Annotated in this window: 18 protein-coding genes; 3 read left to right on the plus strand and 15 right to left on the minus strand. The window is 60.2% G+C overall.

All coding sequences use genetic code 11. The features are described from left to right. Positions 1 to 160 precede the first annotated feature (160 nt). On the plus strand, positions 161 to 838 hold the full coding sequence (locus tag ACOYW0_RS10445) for a YkgJ family cysteine cluster protein (protein ID WP_482418392.1): 678 nt from the start codon (positions 161 to 163) through the stop codon (positions 836 to 838). Positions 839 to 1,049: 211 nt separating this feature from the next. After that, entirely contained in the window at positions 1,050 to 1,727 is a 678-nt protein-coding gene (locus ACOYW0_RS10450; protein WP_482418393.1) for a zinc ribbon domain-containing protein, read from the plus strand. A 180-nt stretch (positions 1,728 to 1,907) separates the two neighbouring features. Here the strand turns inward: ACOYW0_RS10450 and ACOYW0_RS10455 are convergent, their stop codons facing one another. After that, a complete protein-coding gene (locus ACOYW0_RS10455) occupies positions 1,908 to 2,558 on the minus strand; it encodes a hypothetical protein (protein WP_482418394.1) in 651 nt (216 codons plus the stop codon). 167 nt (positions 2,559 to 2,725) lie between these two features. On the opposite strand from ACOYW0_RS10455, the gene ACOYW0_RS10460 reads away from it, so the two are divergent. Continuing rightward, on the plus strand, positions 2,726 to 3,820 hold the full coding sequence (locus ACOYW0_RS10460; protein ID WP_482418395.1) for an AAA family ATPase: 1,095 nt from the start codon (positions 2,726 to 2,728) through the stop codon (positions 3,818 to 3,820). Positions 3,821 to 3,827: 7 nt separating this feature from the next. On the opposite strand, the gene ACOYW0_RS10465 is transcribed toward ACOYW0_RS10460, so the two are convergent. The 14 genes from ACOYW0_RS10465 to ACOYW0_RS10530 all read right to left on the minus strand — a co-directional run bounded on the left by ACOYW0_RS10465 (position 3,828) and on the right by ACOYW0_RS10530 (position 17,832). Further along, the gene (locus ACOYW0_RS10465; protein WP_482418396.1) at positions 3,828 to 4,349 is read right to left on the minus strand and encodes a type I restriction enzyme HsdR N-terminal domain-containing protein; all 522 of its coding nucleotides are present in this window, start codon (positions 4,347 to 4,349) and stop codon (positions 3,828 to 3,830) included. A gap of 507 nt (positions 4,350 to 4,856) precedes the next feature. Then, entirely contained in the window at positions 4,857 to 6,386 is a 1,530-nt protein-coding gene (gpmI, locus tag ACOYW0_RS10470; protein WP_482418397.1) for a 2,3-bisphosphoglycerate-independent phosphoglycerate mutase, read from the minus strand. 249 nt (positions 6,387 to 6,635) lie between these two features. Next, positions 6,636 to 6,992, minus strand: coding sequence for a ribosome silencing factor (gene rsfS / locus ACOYW0_RS10475; protein WP_180137830.1), 357 nt, complete (start codon positions 6,990 to 6,992; stop codon positions 6,636 to 6,638). Beyond that, positions 6,989 to 7,678 carry a nicotinate (nicotinamide) nucleotide adenylyltransferase gene (nadD, locus tag ACOYW0_RS10480; protein WP_482418398.1) on the minus strand — a complete coding sequence of 230 codons (690 nt, stop codon included), beginning with the start codon at positions 7,676 to 7,678 and terminating at the stop codon, positions 6,989 to 6,991. The genes rsfS and nadD overlap by 4 nt, the downstream gene beginning before the upstream one ends. 37 nt (positions 7,679 to 7,715) lie before the next feature. Further along, complete coding sequence (locus tag ACOYW0_RS10485; protein WP_482418399.1) at positions 7,716 to 8,972, minus strand: glutamate-5-semialdehyde dehydrogenase; 1,257 nt, start codon at positions 8,970 to 8,972, stop codon at positions 7,716 to 7,718. Positions 8,973 to 9,040: 68 nt separating this feature from the next. Further along, a complete protein-coding gene (proB, locus tag ACOYW0_RS10490; protein ID WP_482418400.1) occupies positions 9,041 to 10,180 on the minus strand; it encodes a glutamate 5-kinase in 1,140 nt (379 codons plus the stop codon). Positions 10,181 to 10,402: 222 nt separating this feature from the next. Beyond that, on the minus strand, positions 10,403 to 11,410 hold the full coding sequence (obgE, locus tag ACOYW0_RS10495) for a GTPase ObgE (protein WP_482418401.1): 1,008 nt from the start codon (positions 11,408 to 11,410) through the stop codon (positions 10,403 to 10,405). Next, the gene (gene rpmA, locus ACOYW0_RS10500) at positions 11,407 to 11,661 is read right to left on the minus strand and encodes a 50S ribosomal protein L27 (RefSeq protein ID WP_180137841.1); all 255 of its coding nucleotides are present in this window, start codon (positions 11,659 to 11,661) and stop codon (positions 11,407 to 11,409) included. The genes obgE and rpmA overlap by 4 nt, the downstream gene beginning before the upstream one ends. A 154-nt stretch (positions 11,662 to 11,815) precedes the next feature. After that, positions 11,816 to 12,127 (minus strand): 50S ribosomal protein L21, encoded by a 312-nt coding sequence (gene rplU, locus ACOYW0_RS10505; protein WP_180137843.1) that lies wholly within the window; start codon positions 12,125 to 12,127, stop codon positions 11,816 to 11,818. A 281-nt stretch (positions 12,128 to 12,408) separates the two neighbouring features. After that, positions 12,409 to 13,350, minus strand: coding sequence for a divergent polysaccharide deacetylase family protein (locus ACOYW0_RS10510; RefSeq protein ID WP_482418402.1), 942 nt, complete (start codon positions 13,348 to 13,350; stop codon positions 12,409 to 12,411). 135 nt (positions 13,351 to 13,485) lie between these two features. Next, positions 13,486 to 14,730 carry a S41 family peptidase gene (locus ACOYW0_RS10515; protein WP_482418403.1) on the minus strand — a complete coding sequence of 415 codons (1,245 nt, stop codon included), beginning with the start codon at positions 14,728 to 14,730 and terminating at the stop codon, positions 13,486 to 13,488. 146 nt (positions 14,731 to 14,876) lie between these two features. Then, positions 14,877 to 16,217, minus strand: coding sequence for a murein hydrolase activator EnvC family protein (locus tag ACOYW0_RS10520; protein ID WP_482418404.1), 1,341 nt, complete (start codon positions 16,215 to 16,217; stop codon positions 14,877 to 14,879). A gap of 29 nt (positions 16,218 to 16,246) precedes the next feature. Further along, positions 16,247 to 17,128 (minus strand): permease-like cell division protein FtsX, encoded by an 882-nt coding sequence (gene ftsX, locus ACOYW0_RS10525; RefSeq protein WP_482418405.1) that lies wholly within the window; start codon positions 17,126 to 17,128, stop codon positions 16,247 to 16,249. Then, positions 17,125 to 17,832: a cell division ATP-binding protein FtsE gene (locus tag ACOYW0_RS10530; protein WP_482418406.1), complete on the minus strand. Its 708-nt coding sequence runs from the start codon at positions 17,830 to 17,832 to the stop codon at positions 17,125 to 17,127. The genes ftsX and ACOYW0_RS10530 overlap by 4 nt, the downstream gene beginning before the upstream one ends. Positions 17,833 to 18,019 lie beyond the last annotated feature (187 nt).

Consider the following 18,019-nt stretch of genomic DNA (forward strand, 5'->3'; position numbering starts at 1 on the left):
TCGTTGCATCATCGGATAAGAACCTGTAGGTCGGGGATGGCTAAACCATCACTATGCCACATGCCATACACCGCTTCAAGTAAGAGAACGGGATGTTTCAACACGGGATTCGGCCTGCCCGGCCGCACCGGAACACCCGTGCAACAGGAGGATGTTTTTCATGGATGCCCGGCTGAAGACCCTCGACATTATCTATTCGGTCCACGAGGCCCGAATGGCCGACAATAACCTCGCCTGCGCCAAAGGCTGTGCCACCTGCTGTACACGAAACGTCACCCTCACCACCCTGGAAGGACGGCGTCTCTTTGACTGGATCAACCGAGATGCCCCCCATCTCATGGAGCGGGTCCGGCAGGAGGCCGAAAAGCCCCGACAGATGCCCACATACACCATCAACGGCCTCACCGACATGTGCATGGCCGGTGACGACGTCCCCGAGGAGCCCAGCGATCCGGGCTGGGGAGCCTGCCCCCTTCTCTCCGAAGAGGGCCTCTGCCAGGCCTACGAGGCCCGCCCCTTTGCCTGTCGGAGCATGGTCTCCCAGAGCCGCTGCGAAACCGGAGGTTTTGCCGAGATGGACGAGATGACCCTCACCGTCAACAACGTGCTCATGCAATACATTGAACACACCGACGACAAGGGCCTCACCGGCAACCTCACCGACACTCTCCTGCTCCTGGAAAATGAAGAAAACCGCACAGCCCACGAGGCCGAAACCCTGGCGCCACCAAACGAGGCCTTCGTTGCCAACCGGCCGGCCCAGGTCCTCATGGTGCCGCCTCCCCATCGCGATGCCGTGGGAGCCATGATGCAGGAAATTCAGGCTCAGAAAGGATAAAGCGTGGCCGCCGCATCAAAGATGGGACCCTCCTATTGACAAACAGCCGTTGGGAGTTACTATTTAAGCTGATCGGATTCATCAATTTAAATGATACACCTGTAGAACACGGCAGGTTAAAAAGATATGCATTCAGGACATGCGCTCGATGCTGATCAGCTCTGATACGAATTGGCGCGCATGCTCACAACAGCGAGAAAGGGAGAATGTGATGAACATCGAAACCCGCGAAGAAGCTCTGGAAAGGGTCCTGGCACTTGAAAAACCCAAGTGCCCTCACTGCAATCAGGAGATGCAAATCTGGGAAGTTCCCCAAATTACCTGCGGGGACGGCCTCGGCTGGGGCGAGCCCTTTCTCTTTATCTGTTTCAACGACGAATGCCCGCTCTTCAAGGGGGGCTGGGACGAGCTCATGGAGCAGGTGGGCCAGGTCTCTTCCTACCGCTGCATGAACTATCCCGGCACGGACAATTTCGAGCTTCTGCCCGTATTCAGCCACATGGGCGGGGAAGGCCAGATCATCACCGACGAGTCCATGGCCCAGCAGGCAGCCCAGGAGCAGGCCATCAAGTCCGGCTTCTCCATCCTCGCCGACTGCTATGTGAACCACGACCTTGTCCAGCTCCTCAAGATGACCCTGGACCCCTCCGAACCCGGCAGGGTTCGCCTCAAGGCCGCTGAGATGCTCGGCGACCTCGCCGACACCGAGGCCATCGACCCCTTACGCAACACCAAGTTCGGCATGGCCAAGCTCCAGGACGCCGTCAACGAGGCCATCAAGAAAATCCACGACCGCTGCTTCACGCGGGAGTGCCCCTTCTGCGCAGAGATCATCAAAAAGCAGGCCAAAATCTGCAAGCACTGCAACAAAGAGGTGGCAGGCCAGTAAGCGGCCCTTTACGCCCTGCCCCCACTCAAACCATACGCCATTGCATCAACAAAAAAAGCCCCTCTGCACAGACGATGTGCCGAGGGGCTTTTTGTTTGTAAGGTAAAAGCGATTCGGCCGCCATGTTCCCCGTAACCTATTTCCCTACCCCCTATTACCTAATTTCCTATTACCTATTTCCTATTTCCCCGGCCAGCAAAAGAGCTCCGGCATGGTGTTCTCGGGTATGGGCCCGGGCAAGATGATTGTCCCCAAGCCGTCTCCGCCCCCCACCTCGGCCCCGAGGCCGGCGGCGAATCGACGCACGGAAGCAGACAGCAGGCAGGCGTCCAGCATGTCCTTGGGCCCCGGTGCGAATTGGGAAAAATCGAGGGTGAGGCGCATGTCGGTGTTGCCCTGAAAAAGGGTGTAGATGGCCGAGGGAAAGGCTTCGTGGGTGACGGCTATGGGGTCCAGGGCCTGGAACAGGGAAAACCCGACTTTCATCCATTCCGGTGCCGCATCAAGGGTGGGGGTCCATTGAGGCCTGCCCAGTCCCAGGGCACTGATCACCACCTCGCAGTGGCGGCCGTATCCCCTGTCCCGAGGGGTCTTTGGGCGCCACTCTCCCCTGGAACGCTCCCAGTACCAGGGCCGGGGCTCGGTGAGGGGTACCCTGCAGGCGTCGATGGCCACATGCAGGGCGTGGCCGTCAAAACGACGCGGCAGCTCTTCTTTCATCCAAAGCGCATCCCGGAACCACCCGGAGTCCACGATGACACCCTCCTCATCGGAGACGGCGTAGCAACAGGGCCGTTTCACCTGCACATCAATCCCCACAAATCGTGCCATGGATTTTCCTCCCCATGTGTCAGAGACCGTAAACAGAGCCGCCCGGCAGCATGTGCCCCTGACCCACATTTTTTACGCCATTGACATCAAATACAGTCAGATATACATTACACATAAAGTGTTACGCATTATGCGTAACACATTGTGCGTATCATAACGGAGGCATCATGGAGAACCCTTTTCATTTCACCGGCATCGCCAGCGCCCCCTCGTTCTGCAACCGGGTCAAAGAGTGCTCGGACCTGACGCACTACATCCGCAACTCCCAGAATGTACTCCTCTACTCCCACAGGCGCTTCGGGAAGACATCCCTCCTGCACAAGGTCCTCGGAGAGTTGGACGGCGTCACCCCGTACTACATCGACCTGTACGGCACCACCACCGTGGAGGAGTTTATCACCTCCGTGGTCCAGGCCCTGACGCGAAGCCTCTCCCCCATTGAGCGGACCATGGCCTGGCTCCGGGAGAAACTGACCCGCCTCACCTTCCAGTTCAGCCTGGATCCGGTCAACGGCCTGCCCGTGGTGAGCCCCTCTTTCCACGGTGGGGACCAGGGCCCTGTGCTGACAGAGCTCTTCCAGCTGCTCAAAAGCCTCTCGGAAAAAGAGCGGCTCGTGGTGGCGTTCGATGAATTCCAGGAAGTCACGGCCTACGGGGACCCGGCCTTTGAAAAAAAGCTCCGCAAGGAGATCCAGGGGCATGCACGCATCGCCTACATTTTTTCCGGCAGCCAGCGCCACCTGCTCTCATCCATGTTCAGCGATACCAACCGCGCGTTCTACAAACTCGCCGCAAGCTACCCCCTGCCCAAAATCAGCACGGACCACTTTCTCACCTGGGCAAACGAGCTATTTGAAAAGGGGAAAAAAAACATACCGGACACCGTCATCCGGGAGGTGGTGGAGCGCTGCGAAAACCACCCCATGTATGTTCAGGAATTTCTCTACCACCTCTGGGAAGAGGGTCTCGGAAACCTGGGGCTGGATGCCCTGGAAGCCACCATCCTGGAGAGGCGGGCCATCGAGTTCATCAACCTCTTCAAAGCCATGACCCCCAACCAGAAAAAGGCCGTGAAACTCGTGGCCCAATGCCAGGGGAAAAAGCTCTTCTCATCCCAGAACCTTCAACGCGTGGGCTTCACCACGCCCTCCCAGGCCACCAGGGCCCTCAACTCCCTCCTCACCCGGGACGAGGTGGTCCACAACGGATCCTGGTCCATTGCAGACCCCCTTTTCAAACGGTGGATCCTGAGGCTGAGGTAACGCCGCCTTAACGGTTGATGTTCATGGAGTCGTAGGAGCGAAAGACAATGCGGGCGCGGTCCAGCTCTTTGGGGGCAAGGGGCTCGGAAGGGGCGGCAGCGATCTCAGCGGCCCGGGCAGGGGTGGGAATGGCGCTCAGACCCTCGCCCACCTGCTTGCGGGTGAGGGTGTCGAAAACCAGGGCGGTGTTGCCGTCTGAAACAACGGCCAGGGGAACGGGGACATCAAAGGCAATACGGGCTGCAGAGACCGCCTCTTTTTCCCGGGAGCCCAGGGAACCTGCCGCGCACTTGATCACCATCACAGGGGTCTCCCCCACGCAGACCACAAGGTCCAGCTTGGTTTTCCAAGGCTCTCCGGCAGCGATGAACTCAAGCTTCCGATCCACCTCCACGGCATCCTTCTCATAACCAAGCACCTCCACCAGATACTGCTCCACCTGCTGGCGATTGAGCTCGGCCCCCACAAGGGGAACCCTGTTGCCGGTGATGAAATCCTTCATGAACTCGAGATCTGTCAGAAACGCCATGGTCCTCTCCTTCCTGTTTAATATGCGAAACAAGGAATTTACCCCTGCCAATGGAAAGCTGCAAGAAAAAACTGAGAAGCCGCAGAGGGACAAAAACATCCAATGCCCAAGGCCAGTTCAAAAAGCATGCCTCCGGCGGCGAGGTGAGCCACCTCGAAAGCTAATTGCCCTTGCGCTTTGTTCCTCGGGCCAAAGCGCAAGGGCCTTCGGCTCGGGCTTCGCCCGAAACCAAAGCAGGTGGTTCGCGCGGACAGATTCTCAAGCATCAAGGTTACAGGAGACGTTATCGTCGCCTGTTCATAATCGCTTTTACCGCAATGCCTCCAAAGGCCTGGTGGAGTACCCCGGAAACGGCTCGCCTTTGCCAGGACAGTTTCGCATAAGCACGGACGAAGCCCGTCAGCAAATGTGACGCCCCTGAGGAACGAAGGGACGGAGCATTTGCGACCCTGGGGTGCAGGGGCTGTAGCCCCTGCCCGCCGGAGGCATTTTTTGGCCTGTACAGCCTTACCCAAGCAACGACTCACCGGTCATGGCATCGGGCTTGGCAAGGCCCATGAGATCCAGGAGGGTGGGGGCGACATCGGCGAGTTTGCCGGGTTTCAGGGTGGTGCTGTTGCCGGTTCCGTCCACGAGGATCAGGGGCACGGGGTTGAGGGTGTGTGCGGTGTGGGCCCCGCCGTTGCCGTCGGTCATCTGCTCGGAGTTGCCGTGGTCTGCGGTGACCAGCAGGGCCCCGCCCTTGGCCTTGAAGGCCTCGACCACGCGGCCCACGCAGGTATCCACGGTCTCCACGGCTTTGACGGCGGCTTCGATGATGCCGGTGTGGCCCACCATGTCCATGTTGGCAAAGTTCACCACAATGAGCTTGTGATCCTTTTCTTCGATCTGACGAATCAGCTCGTCGGCCACGGCCACGGCGCTCATCTCGGGGATGAGGTCGTAGGTGGGGAACTCCCGGGGCGAGGGAATGAGGCAGCGCTCTTCCTGGTCAAAGGGGCTCTCCTCCCCGCCGTTGAAGAAGTAGGTGACGTGGGCGTATTTTTCGGTCTCGGCGATGCGCAGCTGGGGAAGGCCTGCCTTGCTTACCACCTCACCCAGGATGGCCTCATGGTGCTGGGGCCCGAAGGCCATGGGCAGCCCGAAACTCTCTTCGTAGAGGGACATGCAGACATAGGAAGCCAGGGTGGGCTTGATTTTTCGGGAAAACCCGTCAAATGCGTCCACGGTCATGGCCCGGGTGATCTGGCGGGCGCGGTCCGCGCGGAAGTTGAAGAAGATCACGGCGTCGCCGTCGGTGATGGTGCCCCCGTCGGTTCCCAGGGTCACGGGCTTGACGAACTCATCGGTCTCCCCGCGGTCGTAGGCGTGGGCCACGGCTTCTGCTGCATGGGTTTCAGCCATGCCCTCGCCTTCGGTGTAGAGGCGGTAGGCCGCCTCGGTGCGCTCCCAGCGGGTGTCCCGATCCATGGCGTAGAACCGGCCGCAGAGGGTGGCAATACGCGTGTTGGGAAAATCTGCCAGAAAGGCGTCCAGGGTTTCAATATAGCCCTTGCCGCTGTCCGGCGGGGTGTCCCTGCCGTCGAGGATGGCGTGGATCCGCACGGTCTCAATGCCCTTGTCACGGGCCATGCGTACCAGGGCCATGAGGTGGGTAAGCTGGCTATGGACCCCGCCGTCGGAGACGAGCCCCATGAGGTGCAGGGTGGTGCCCTTTGCCTTCACGGCGTCCATGGCTGCGGACAGGGTCTCGTTAACGGTGAAGCTGCCGTCCTCAATGGCCCGGTCGATGCGCAGGAGGGTCTGGTACACAATGCGCCCGGCCCCGAGGTTGAGGTGCCCCACCTCGGAGTTGCCCATGATCCCTTCAGGAAGCCCCACAGCCTCTCCGGCGCAGGCCAGGGTGGTGGTGGGACAATTCGCCGCAAGGGCGTCCAGATTCGGAGTCTTTGCCAGTGCCACGGCGTTTCCCTCGGCATCGTCCCGAAGGCCCCAGCCGTCCAGTATCATCAACATGCAGGGTCGTACAGTCGTCAATGGTCTCTCCTTTTTTCGATCGCAATTCAGCAAGGCCGGTAAAAGCCTGCCTCCGGCAGGGCCGCCGGAGGCGTCTTTAACCTGGTTGCCTCCGGCCGGGCTTCGCCCGATTCGTAAGCTGCAGGTTATTCAGGCGTCATCAGGTGATGGTGATGGCAGGCCCATAACCTATGTCCTATCAACCTGCGTTTCTCCCAAAACGCAAAAAGGGTGCCCGCAGGCACCCTTTTCAACCGGTCACGCCATGGGCTACTCGATGCCCTCGTGGTCGATGACCACGGCATCTGCCCAGAGCCCGTCGAGATCGTAGTAATCGCGGGTCTCTTCATAGAACACGTGGACGATGACGTCCCCGTAATCGAGGAGTACCCAGGAGCCTTCATCGAGGCCATCCACGGTAATGGGCTTGATCTCCTCTTTCTTCAGTTCGACTTTGATGTATTCACCGATGGCGGCCGCCTGCCGTGTGGAGCGGGCGCTGGCCAGGATGAAGACGTCGGTGTAGGAGGTGAGCTTGCGCACGTCCAGCACCTTGATATGTTCTGCTTTTCGACCCTTCACCGCCTTGATGATGGAGACGAGTCGGGGATCCAGCTCTTGGGTCATCTGTATAATCCTTTATCTTCGATATATCGGAGAACTTCCGGGTGGAGCAGATCCGTCGGACGGTCTCCCTGTTCAATGCATGTTCGGACATCCGTGGAGGACAAGGGCGACACCAGGGTCACCGAGAGGGGTACGATCCCGCACAAGGTCGGATGCACGAAGCGCTTTTGCGCCGGGTCCCAGGCGTATCCGGAATCGATACGGTCCGTCAGGTAGCTCTGCAGCTCTCCGACGGGCAGGTCGCCGTGGGGAGTCCCGGGGCGGTTCACCACAATAATCCCGGCCATGGAGAGAATCAGCTTCTCATCCCGCCAGGTGTGAAAATCAAAAAAGGCGTCCACCCCCATGGTGAGGTAGAGCTCCGATTCCGGGCCCACCTCCTGCCGCAGGGTGCGCAGGGTATCCACGGTAAACGAGGTGCCCTTGCGCTTCAGCTCCACGTCCGAGAGCACCACGGGCAGCCCGGCCATGGCCATCTTCAGCATGGCCATGCGATGCTCGGCTGAAACGATCTTTTTGCCCGGTTTGTGGGGCGGCACAGCGGCAGGCACCACATAGAGCCCATCGGGCTCCAGAAGCCTCAAGATCTCTTTGACCACATGGGTGTGGGCCAGGTGAACCGGATTGAAGGTGCCGCCGAAAACAACCACCTGGCCTGGCCTGCTCTGTTCGTTTGTCTCTTCCATTCCCACCAGACTAGTTCCCCACCGCTCTCTCGGGGCTTCAGCCCCTGATCTGACCGTCTCCGTAGACCACGAATTTTCGGCTTGTCAGCTCTTCGAGCCCCATGGGGCCGAAGGCGTGGAGCTTGGAGGTGCTGATGCCGATCTCAGCGCCCAGGCCCAGCTCGCCCCCGTCGTTGAACCGGGTGGAAGCGTTGACCATGACCGCAGACGAATCGGCACCCTGGACAAACCGTTTGGCCGTCTCCTCGTTTTTGGTCACGATGGCCTCGGTGTGGCCGGAGTTGTACGCCGCGATGTGGTCCAACGCATCGTCCACGCTGTCCACCACCTTCACGGCCAGGGTGAGGTTCAGGTACTCGGCGGGCCAGTCGGATTCCACGGCCTCTTCGGCCCAGGCCAGCTGCTTGCGGGTTTCAGGGCACCCTTTGAGGGTAACCCCGGCCTCTTTAAAGGCCTCTCCCACCAGGGGCAGGAACGCGGACGCCACCTCTTTGTGAACGAGCATGGTTTCCATGGCGTTGCAGACACCGGGTCGCTGCACCTTGGCGTTGACGCAGATGGCTTTGGCTTTTTCCAGGTCCGCCTCTTTGTCCACGTAGACGTGGCAGACCCCCTTGTAGTGCTTGAGCACGGGAATCAGGGAGTTGGCCGTCACAAACCGGATCAGGCCTTCGCCGCCCCGGGGGATCATGACGTCAATGAAATCTTCCTGCTTGAGCAGGATGTTCACCGCCTCGCGATCCCGCATGGGGATAAGCTGCACAACCTCTTTGGGCAGGCCGTTCTCCGTAAGGGCATCGGCAATGCATTCGGCAAGGACCGTGTTGGAATGGAACGCCTCGGAACCTCCCCGCAGAATAATGGCGTTGCCCGCCTTCAGGCAGAGCCCGGCCGCGTCGATGGTGACGTTGGGGCGGGACTCGTAGATCATGCCAATGACCCCCAGGGGAATGCGCACACGCGACACCTTGATGCCGCTGGGTCGTTCCTCGGTGGAGGTAACCTCCCCAACGGGATCGGCCAGGTCCGCCACCTCGCGAAGGCCCCCTGCCATGGAGGCAATGGTGCCATCCGTGATGGTAAGCCGGTCGATCATGGCCGGGGACAGGCCCATCTCCCGGGCCCGTTCGATGTCTTTCCTGTTTTCCGCCTGGATGGCGTCCGCCCGGGTTTCAATCTTCTCTGCAATGGAAAAAAGGACACGGTTTTTCTGGTCCGTGGTGGCTGCGGCCACGTCACGGGCCGCTTTTTTCGCCTTCCTGGCCATCTCAACAATAGTCGCTTCTACACTCATGGGTCTGTCACTCCCTGGTCAGATGAAAGAGGATGAAATGGATGCTTCCTTCGTATCCGGAACCGCCCTTAAAGGGCCGCCACCGTGACCACCAGGTTATCCCGGTGAATCACCTCATCGTATTCCTTGGATCCCAGGCGCTCGGCAATCTGGTCGGTCTTCAGCCCTTTGATGGCCTGGATGTCCTCGGCGTTAAAATTGGTCAGCCCACGCCCCAGCTCGTTTCCCCGAGCGTCGCACACGGCCACGGCCGCGCCCACGTCAAAGCTTCCGGAGACATTGAGAATACCGCTAGGCAAAAGGCTTTTTCCACGTTCCACAAGGGCCTTGACCGCTCCGTCGTCCACGGTGACCTCGCCAAAGGTCTGGGAGGTGAAGCCGATCCACCGTTTCCGGCTCCCCAGCTTGTCGGCGCGGGGCACGAAAAAAGTTCCCTGGGCCACGCCCTGGAACAGATCGGTGAGGACCTTGGGCCGGGAGCCGCAGGCGATGACCATGGGAACCCCCGAGGCCATACTCTTTTTCGCCGCCTCGATCTTGGTCCACATGCCGCCGGTGCCCATGACGCCGGGCCGCCCTTTGGCAGAGGCTTCAATGGCCGGGGTGATCTTGTCCACGATTTCAAGGCGTTTGGCATCCGGACTGGTCCGGGGATCGCCGTCGTACAGGCCGTCGATATCGGTGAGGTTGATGAGCAGGTCCGCGTCCAGAAGAAGGGCTATCATGGCCGAGAGATTGTCGTTGTCGCCGAAACGGATCTCGTCGGTTACCACGGTGTCGTTTTCATTGATAATGGGAATCACCCCCCAGGCAAGAAGGGTATTGAGGGTGTTCCGTGCGTTGAGGTAGCGCCCCCTGTGGGAGAGGTCGTTGCGCGTGAGAAGAACCTGGGCCACCTTGAGACCGGCCTCAGCAAAACGCAGCTCGTACTCAAGGATAAGCCCTGCCTGGCCCACGGCGGCCGCCGCCTGTTTCTCAGGCATGCTGGCGGGCCTGCGCCCCAGGGCCACCTTGGCGACCCCTGCTGCCACGGCACCGGAGGAGACGAGGATCATTTCGCGTCCCCCCTGGCTCAGGGCAGCCATCTGGCGGCTGATGGAGGCCACCACGTTGTGGTTGATCCCCCCGTCAAAGGAGAGGACCCCGCTGCCCACTTTCACCACCACCCGACGGGCGTGGTCAAAAAGTCGTTTCTGGTCTTTATCCATGAGATAGCCTCGCAAAACGTCAAACAGGCCATATCGCGTTGCGATATGCGATGATTCAGGTCCTCGGTACAGCACATGGCCATATTGCGAGGCGCTCTGGCGGTGACGAATCACGAACGCATCGTCCACGGGGGTCTCGCAAAAGAATCGAACAAGCCAAGGCAACCGGGCCGTCGAAACGACAAAAACGGCATGAGACAGACGGCGCGCTAAGCGCCGGTCTTACTCATCCCGTTCGGTGCCGTTGACCGCCTGGTTCAACTTCGCCTTAAGGGTGTCCACCCCTTGGGTCGACGCCGCTGAAATACGAAGGACAGGCGTGTCTCCCAATGCCTTTTCAAAGGCATCGGCGTTCTCCTCCGCCCCGGTGATGTCCAGCTTGTTGAGAACCACAAGCTGTTCCCTCTCCTTGAGTGTGTCGCTGAAGAGAAAAAGCTCCCGGTTGATGGCATCATACTGGGCCAGGGGATTGTCCGGGTCGATGGCTGAGGCATCAATGAGGTGCACCAGCATACGCGTGCGTTCAATGTGCTTGAGAAACGTCGTTCCCAAGCCCACGCCTTCATGGGCCCCTTCGATGAGGCCGGGAATGTCGGCCACGGCAAAGGGTTCACCCCACTCATGCTGAACCATACCGATGCTGGGGGTCAGGGTGGTAAAGGGGTAGTCGGCCGTTTTGGGGCGGGCCGACGAGATGACTCGAATGAGGGTCGACTTTCCGGCATTGGGGAACCCGACGATCCCCACATCCGCAAGCAGTTTCAGCTCGAGGTGGATGGTCAGGGCTTCGCCCTCTTCGCCGGTCTGAGCAAAACGGGGGGCTCGGTTGCGCGACGTGGTAAACCGTTTGTTTCCGCGCCCCCCCTGACCGCCCTTGGCGATCACAAAGCGTTCACCGGGGTTCACGAAGTCATGAATGATCTCCCCGGTTTCTGCATTGCTGACCACCGTGCCGGCAGGGAGATATACAACGATATCTTTACCGTTTTTGCCGTGTCGGTTGGCACCCATGCCGTAGCCGCCGTTGTCGGCTTTGATCAGGCGCTTGTGCCTGAACTCGTACAGGGTGCGCGTGTTGATCGTGGCTTCGAGAACCACGTCACCGCCGTCGCCGCCATCTCCGCCGTCGGGGCCTCCGAATTCGATGAACTTCTCTCGTCGAAAGCTGACGCAGCCCCTGCCTCCGTTACCGGATTGAACAGTGATGGTTGCTTCGTCTATGAATTTCACGCGGCATATACACTGACTTTTTTGCGGCTGCGACCCATGCGCTCATACTTGACCACACCGTCGATGGTGGCAAAAAGGGTGAAGTCTTTGCCAAGGCCGACGTTATTGCCGGGGTGGATGGAGGTGCCAACCTGACGAACAAGGATGTTGCCGGATTTAACCGCCTCGCCACCGTACTTCTTGATCCCGCGTCGCTGCGCGTTACTGTCGCGACCGTTTTTGGTACTGCCGCCAGCTTTTTTATGTGCCATTTCGAATACTCCTTAAAGCCGTGTAGGTGTCTGTATGGAGGTGCTGCCGCTAAAAAAACCCAATGCCCACCGCAAGGGGAGGGCACCTCTGTTGTTCACTGATTTTTCTGCCGGCATCACGTCCTGCGGAAGCTCCGCACGCGGAGCGGCCGACTTACGCCTTGATCGTGTTGATTTTAACGGCGGTATAGGGCTGACGATGGCCCTGCATCTTGCGATACCGCTTGCGGCGCTTGTACTTGAATACAAGAACCTTCTTGGACTTGTCCTGCTCGACGATGGTGCCGGTCACTTCGGCTCCCTCGAGAACGGGTGCTCCCAGGGCAACATCGGTGCCGTCGGAGGTCATCAGGACCTGATCGAAGGTCACGGTGGATCCGACGTCCCCGGCGAGCTTCTCAACTCGCAGGATCTCGCCTTCCTGAACCTTATATTGCTTGCCGCCCGTAGCAACTACAGCATACATAGTTTATTCTCCCAATTGTGCTTTCTAACTTGAGCCTCTGGATCAAAAAAACCCAACCATTCTAAAAACCTTAAGCGATTTGTCAAGAAATATTTTGCATTTTTCGCGTAAGGGTAGCCCTCACCCGTGAAAATGCCGACAAATCCGGGGTTCCGTTGTGGGTCTCACATGTTGTGGGCTGTCATAACCGGCCCACGCGGGACCATGATCACATCATGGTCAATCCCCTACAATACCACGGCAAAAAAAAAATTCAACCCAAAGCTTTCCTGCTCACGGAATCACGGTTGCGCCACCAGGGCTGACGGGCGCACCAGGGTCACCCTCCGGTGAATCTCCGGCATCATTTCGGCAAGAACCGTGCAGGTGACCTTGTGGGGATGGCCGATGCCCACGGCACTGCCGTGCTTCTCGGCAATGGTCAGCATCTTCTTCACCTGACGCACCACAGCCTCACGGGACTGGACATGGTCCAGAAAGACGTCCCGCTCGGCAAAGGGTACCTGCATAAGGCGGGCCGCCGAACGGCTCACCGTCTTAGCCGATGTGCGGCTGTCGATGAAGTAGAGCCCCTTCTGCTTTAAAAGGGTCATCACCTGGTACATCTGCGGAGACAGGGAGGTGAGCCGCGAACCCATGTGGTTGTTCACCCCCTTGACCCCGGGGTAGGCCGTGAGGTTCGCCTCCAGGGTCTGGAGCAGCTGGTCCGGGTCCATGGCCTCGAAAAGCGCCCCGGGACCGGGATCCACCCTGGGATATTCGTTGGGCTCCATGGGCTGGTGAAGCATAAGCTCCAGCCCCTTTTTCCGGGCCACTCCGGCAATGTCCTTGCCGTGGGGGCTGCCGGGAAGAATGGAAAGGGTGATATTCGGGTCCAGGGCCATGAGGTCATAGGCCGCGGGCTCGCTGTACCCGATGTCGTCGATGATCAGGACCAGGGTCGGCTTGTGGGGCGCCGGCGGTACCACCGGACGATCCTTGCGGTGGGGCACGGCGTGCTTTTCAAAGACCTCGTACTGGGGGGTGATGGTGGCAAGGTCGGACTTGCGCACCGCCGCGTGCTTCTGGGGCACCATCCTGGGGGGCAGGTACTTTATCAGCAAAAGGCCTGAGACCACCACGATACACGCCACAAGCGATATGGCAAAGGCCACCCGCCCGAATGAACTGCTGGAGGGCGCCTTTGCGCTCCCTTTTTTCTTCTTTTTTTTGGCCCCTGCCATGGTCTCCCTTTCCCGGTTCCGCTCGTGACGGCCACCCCACGGTGACTTTCGTTATCTACCCGACGGTCTTTATTTTTTGTCGCCCCTTCATACCCCAAGGAGGGGGCAAGGTCATGGAAAAAGCGCCAGGCCCCATCACCCGTTGCCGAAAATATCCCGGCTGAGCAGAAGCTCCAGGGCCCGCTGCACCTGGTTGTCCCGTCTCAGGCGTTCCGGTGCCTTGAGCAGGGGTTCCTCCTCCTGATCCCCGCTGACCTCAATATGGTTGGGCAAATCCCGCTCCGCCAGATGCTTCTCTTCCGGGGTAAAGGCCATCTCCTGAAAGGGAAGCTCCACATCGGGCACAATACCGCGGGCCTGGATGGAGACCCCGGAGGGGGTGTAGTAGAGGGCCACGGTCAGCTTCAGGCCGTACCCGTCGGAGAGGGGGATGATGTTCTGGACAGACCCTTTGCCAAAGCTGGTGGTTCCCAGGATAAGCCCCCGCTTGTGGTCTTTCATGGCCCCGGCCACGATCTCCGATGCACTGGCCGACCCGCCGTTGATGAGCACCACCACGGGAAAGCTGCGCACCGCCTTCTCGGTGGTGGCCCGCCACACCTGACGCTGCTCCTCGTCTCGCCCCTTGATGGAGACGATCACCCCTTCGTCGAGAAAAAGGTCCACCATGTCCACGGCCTGCTGAAGGATGCCGCCGGGGTTGTCCCGAAGGTCCAGGACCAGCCCCTTCACAGGCCCGCGTGCCTCATGGGCCAGAAGGGCCGCTTCAAAATCCCGGGCGGTGTTGTCGTTGAAAGAGGTCACCGCGATAAAGGGGAACCCCCGCTTCAGCTCGTAGTGGGCCACGGACTGCAGGGGGATCTCGTCCCGGCGCAGGGTGAGATCCACCTCCTTGCCCCCCTGTTTCTGAAGCACCGTCAGGGTCACCATGCTCCCCCTGGGCCCCCGCATGAGGGTAATGGACTCCTCCATGGTCAGTGCAGCGGTCTTTTCACCGTCCACGGCGATGATCACATCCCCGTTCCGAATCCCGGCCTCCTTGGCCGGTGAGCCTTCGATGGGCGAGACCACCGTCAGCTTCTCGTTTCGAATGGCCAACACCAGCCCCACCCCGGAAAAGCGCCCCCGGGTGTCCTCCTGGAGTTCGCTGTGGGCCTGGGGCGGCAGAAGGGCCGAATGGGGGTCCAGGCTGTTGACCATCCCCTTGATGGCCTCTTCAATGAGCTTTTCGGAGTCGGGCTCGTCCACATAGCTCCGTTCAATCTCTTCGATGACGTCGGTGAAGATCCGCAGGTTCCGGTAGGTGCCGTTCTCTGCCGCGGACACGGCAAAGGGAACGAGCAGAGCAATGAGGATCACGATCATATACATGCGCTTCATAGGCAGGTATCTCCTAAAAGGATGTGAAAACGCCGGGGCCGGCGCAAGCCCCCCGAACAGCGTCGAGGGGCGACTGCGCCCGTGCAGCATACACGCAGGGCCACAAAGGGGGGCCTTCCAGGCTTACGCCATGGGAATGCCGCCCCTTATTTTTTAAACCAGGGACCGGGGTTGAGAGGTTTGCCGTGGTGTCGAATTTCGAAATGGAGATCGGGATACCCGGAGAGGCTGGAGTCCCCGACGGTGGCGATCACTTCCCGTGCGTCCACGCGATCGCCTTTTGTTTTGAACATCTCGTCGGTGTGGGCGTAGAGGGTGTACCAGCTCTCACCGTGGTTGATGATGAGGAGGTTGCCGTACCCCTGCAGCCAGTCTGCGAAGAGCACTTCACCGGAAGAGACGGCACGCACCGGTTCCCCTCGCTGGGTCCGGATGCTGATGCCGTTTTCAAAGGTGGTGACGTTCATGCGGGGATCTTTGTGGCGCCCGAATGATGAGACAATTTTACCGGTTACAGGGTATTTCAACAAGCCTTTATACCGAACAAAGCGATTTTTCGAGGAAAGGGCTTTCCTCGCCTTGGCCAGCTCCGCCACCTTCGCCTCCAGAAGCCTTTCGGCCTCCTTCATCTCGGCGATGGCCGCCAGGCTGAGCTTTTCTTTCTCCCGGACCTCCTTGAGCATGGCTGCCCGCTTGCGATACCGTGCCTCCACATCGGCCAGGACCTTTCCATGCTCGGACGCCGCAGCCGCCAGGGCCGAGCGCTCGGCGGCAAGCCGCGCTTCCACGCCTTTTCGTTCCCGGAGCAACGCGGTATATCGGTTCAGCAACACAGCATCGCTGCCCAGGATGCGGACCAGGGCCCGCTTTTTCACCACCATGTCGTGGAAGGAACCCGAGGCGGCAAAGGTGTTCATCTCGCCAATCTGGTTCAACTTATGGTAGGCCACCAGGCGGGCCATGAGCCGCTTTCGCCCCACACGGATATCTGCCTCCACCCGGCTCTTTGCCTTAAGGGCCTCAGACACTTTGGCCTCCACCGCAGCCAGCTCCCGGTTGAGCTCCCGCTCCTTTTTCCGGGCCCGGGACAGCGAGGCGTTGAACCGGTCCAGCTCGCGGATCACGTCCCGCTCCTCCTTGCGCACGGCCAGGAGCTTTTTCTCCTCGGCCCGCACCGCCTTACGGATCCCGGCCAAAGAGGTGTTGGTCCCCTTCTCGGAGACCGGAGCAACCTTCCCCCCCTTCTTCTTCACGGTGCGGGGGGCCTTTTCCGTGTAGAGAACGGCCAGCCCATCGGAGACGGCGATGTACCCCCGCCCCCTGTCCACACGCACCAGGGCCCAGTCCCCAGCGCGGCGCTCCACCTGGCCCACGTCCCCCCGGGACAGAGTCCAGAGCACCTCGGCCGAGGCCGTGGGGTGCCGCCGCACGTTGAGGGTGTCGGCCACCACGACAACGCGATCCGGCCCTCCGGCCAGGGCAGCCATCGGTCCCCCCAGAAGAAAAAGCCCCAGGATCAGGAGGAGGCTTCTTTCATAAATTCTCGAAGAGACAAAAAACATCCGAACCATCCCACAAAAATCCCGTAGAGAAAGACCCCTCCCATGGAAACCGGAGAGAGAAATGACAGGTCAAAGGCCTCGACTCCGCCCCCCGTGCCCGAGGCAAAGAGCGCGTAAGCCCCGAACAGGGCCAAAAGGGCCAGGAGCGATCCCATGGCCCCCTCCAGCACCCCGGCCAGGTAGAGGGGAATCTTGATAAAGGCACCCGTGGCCCCCACAAGCTGCATGATCTCAATCTCGTCCCTGCGGGAGTAAAGGGCCAGGCGCACGGTGTTGTACACGATAAAAAGGGCCACGATGAAAAAAAGCCCGGCCAGGGCCACACCGGCCAGCTCCACCATGCCCAGCAGATGGGAGACCCGCGCCAGCCAGGAACGCCCGTACTCCACATCGTCCACGGCAGGAAGCCTTACCATGGCCGCGGCCATGGCCTGGACCTGCTCCCACTCCGCGGCCTCGGGGGTCACTTCCACCTCGTAGGCATCGGGCAGGGGGTTCTCCCCCAGCCCCTCAAAAAGGGAGCTTTGCCCTTCCATGCTCTCCATCAGGTCGGTGAGGGCCTCGTCCCGGGAGATAAAGGAGACCCTGGCCACGCCGCCCATGGTTTCCAGGGCATGGCCGGCCTCCTCCACATCGGCGGAGGCGGCTCCATCCTTCAAATAAACCATGACCCGCACCCCGTTTTTCCACGAGGAGATCACCGCCTCCCCGTTTTCCACCACCAGGAGCAGGGCCCCTGCAATAAGAATGGTAAGGGCAATGGTCACCACGGTGATGCCGTGGAGAAAGGCGTGACTGGTAAAATCCTTGAGCGTTCGCTTCATGTGGCGTCTCATGGGCGTCCTCCTCCCACGGGCTCCGGCGCCACCAGGCGCCCCTCTTCCAGGCGGATGATCCGCCCCTGCTTCCGGGCCAGGAGCTCCCGGTCATGGGTGGCCACCATCACCGTGGCCCCCTTTTCATGGTAGGCGGCCAGAAGGCCGATGATGATCTCCGCGGATTTCGGGTCCAGGCTGCCCGTGGGCTCATCGGCCAGGATCACGTCGGGCTGACCGGCAATGGCCCGGGCCACGGCCACCCGCTGCTGCTCCCCGCCGGAGAGGCTCGCGGGCATGGCATCCATGCGCTTGTCCATGCCCGCGTGACGCAGGATGTTCCGGGTGCGCTTGTCGATCATGTTCCGGGGCTCCCCCCGGGCTTCCAGGACCAGGGCCACGTTTTCAAAGACGTTGCGGTTGGGAATGAGCTTGAAATCCTGAAAAATGATGCCGAACCGGCGGCGCAGGAAGGGCACCTCCTTGGACGTCAGCCGGTTCATGTTGGTGCCGAAGGCAAGAACCTGGCCGCTGGTGGTCTTCTCGCCCAGGTAAAAAAGCTTGAGGAGGGTGGACTTGCCGGCGCCCGACGGGCCGGTTACATAAAGCCACTCCCCTTTGTGAATATCCAGGGTAATATTGGAGAGGGCCAGCTTGGCGCCGAAACGCTTGCTGACATTGAAGAGACGGATGACGGCGTCGTCCGCAGGGTCTGGCTGTGTCATAGGCTCCGGTCCGGGGGAAAGGGCGGGACCCATTGGGAAAAATCCATTTCCACCGAAACGATTCCCGTTGATTTTTCACCCCATTTTCTGGTAATTGGACTTGCACGAGTCAAGGAGTGCCGCAAAACGGTTTTCCTTACGTGCGAGCCTCCACTGACTATCCCAAATGGCTTCTTCCATCAGTGGA

It is taken from the genome of Desulfoluna sp. HI9BLuna, from assembly GCF_056829775.1.

What these genes read in the sequence shown, in the direction of transcription:
- ACOYW0_RS10445 (WP_482418392.1), top strand. Translation starts at nt 161, where the DNA reads ATGGATGCCCGGCTGAAGACCCTCGACATTATCTATTCGGTCCACGAG.
- ACOYW0_RS10450 (WP_482418393.1), top strand. Translation starts at nt 1,050, where the DNA reads ATGAACATCGAAACCCGCGAAGAAGCTCTGGAAAGGGTCCTGGCACTT.
- ACOYW0_RS10455 (WP_482418394.1), bottom strand. Translation starts at nt 2,558, where the DNA reads ATGGCACGATTTGTGGGGATTGATGTGCAGGTGAAACGGCCCTGTTGC.
- ACOYW0_RS10460 (WP_482418395.1), top strand. Translation starts at nt 2,726, where the DNA reads ATGGAGAACCCTTTTCATTTCACCGGCATCGCCAGCGCCCCCTCGTTC.
- ACOYW0_RS10465 (WP_482418396.1), bottom strand. Translation starts at nt 4,349, where the DNA reads ATGGCGTTTCTGACAGATCTCGAGTTCATGAAGGATTTCATCACCGGC.
- rsfS (WP_180137830.1), bottom strand. Translation starts at nt 6,992, where the DNA reads ATGACCCAAGAGCTGGATCCCCGACTCGTCTCCATCATCAAGGCGGTG.
- nadD (WP_482418398.1), bottom strand. Translation starts at nt 7,678, where the DNA reads ATGGAAGAGACAAACGAACAGAGCAGGCCAGGCCAGGTGGTTGTTTTC.
- ACOYW0_RS10485 (WP_482418399.1), bottom strand. Translation starts at nt 8,972, where the DNA reads ATGAGTGTAGAAGCGACTATTGTTGAGATGGCCAGGAAGGCGAAAAAA.
- proB (WP_482418400.1), bottom strand. Translation starts at nt 10,180, where the DNA reads ATGGATAAAGACCAGAAACGACTTTTTGACCACGCCCGTCGGGTGGTG.
- rpmA (WP_180137841.1), bottom strand. Translation starts at nt 11,661, where the DNA reads ATGGCACATAAAAAAGCTGGCGGCAGTACCAAAAACGGTCGCGACAGT.
- rplU (WP_180137843.1), bottom strand. Translation starts at nt 12,127, where the DNA reads ATGTATGCTGTAGTTGCTACGGGCGGCAAGCAATATAAGGTTCAGGAA.
- ACOYW0_RS10510 (WP_482418402.1), bottom strand. Translation starts at nt 13,350, where the DNA reads ATGGCAGGGGCCAAAAAAAAGAAGAAAAAAGGGAGCGCAAAGGCGCCC.
- ACOYW0_RS10515 (WP_482418403.1), bottom strand. Translation starts at nt 14,730, where the DNA reads ATGAAGCGCATGTATATGATCGTGATCCTCATTGCTCTGCTCGTTCCC.
- ACOYW0_RS10520 (WP_482418404.1), bottom strand. Translation starts at nt 16,217, where the DNA reads ATGGCTGCCCTGGCCGGAGGGCCGGATCGCGTTGTCGTGGTGGCCGAC.
- ftsX (WP_482418405.1), bottom strand. Translation starts at nt 17,128, where the DNA reads ATGAGACGCCACATGAAGCGAACGCTCAAGGATTTTACCAGTCACGCC.
- ACOYW0_RS10530 (WP_482418406.1), bottom strand. Translation starts at nt 17,832, where the DNA reads ATGACACAGCCAGACCCTGCGGACGACGCCGTCATCCGTCTCTTCAAT.